The organism is Oleiphilus sp. HI0061, assembly GCF_001635675.1.
In genome coordinates this window covers 1-279 of record NZ_LWFE01000900.1, presented here as the reverse complement: position 1 = coordinate 279, position 279 = coordinate 1, and the positions used below count along the sequence as shown (strand labels likewise).

The window sequence follows — 279 nt, the reverse complement described above, 5'->3', positions numbered from 1 at the left end:
GCGCTTGCTCATCTTTTATATGGTGTATCCGGGCAGGGCGGTTTTGTTGTTCTTACAGGTGAAGTTGGAACAGGAAAGACGACAATTTGCCGTTGTTTTTTAAATCAGATTCCAAAAAATACCGACGTAGCATTCATCATAAATCCGAAGCTCTCGGCACGTGAGCTTATGGCATCAATATGTGATGAGCTTGGAATAGCGTACCCCGATTCAGCATCAATTAAAGTCTTAAATGACCTAATTAACAGCTACCTGCTTGATGCACACGCTAACAATCGC

General features: G+C 42.7%; 1 protein-coding gene. It reads left to right on the top strand.

Going from position 1 to position 279, the window contains the following annotated elements; genetic code table 11:
• Positions 1-279: ExeA family protein (locus tag A3735_RS10645; protein ID WP_156499598.1), on the top strand; the 279-nt coding region annotated here is incomplete at both ends.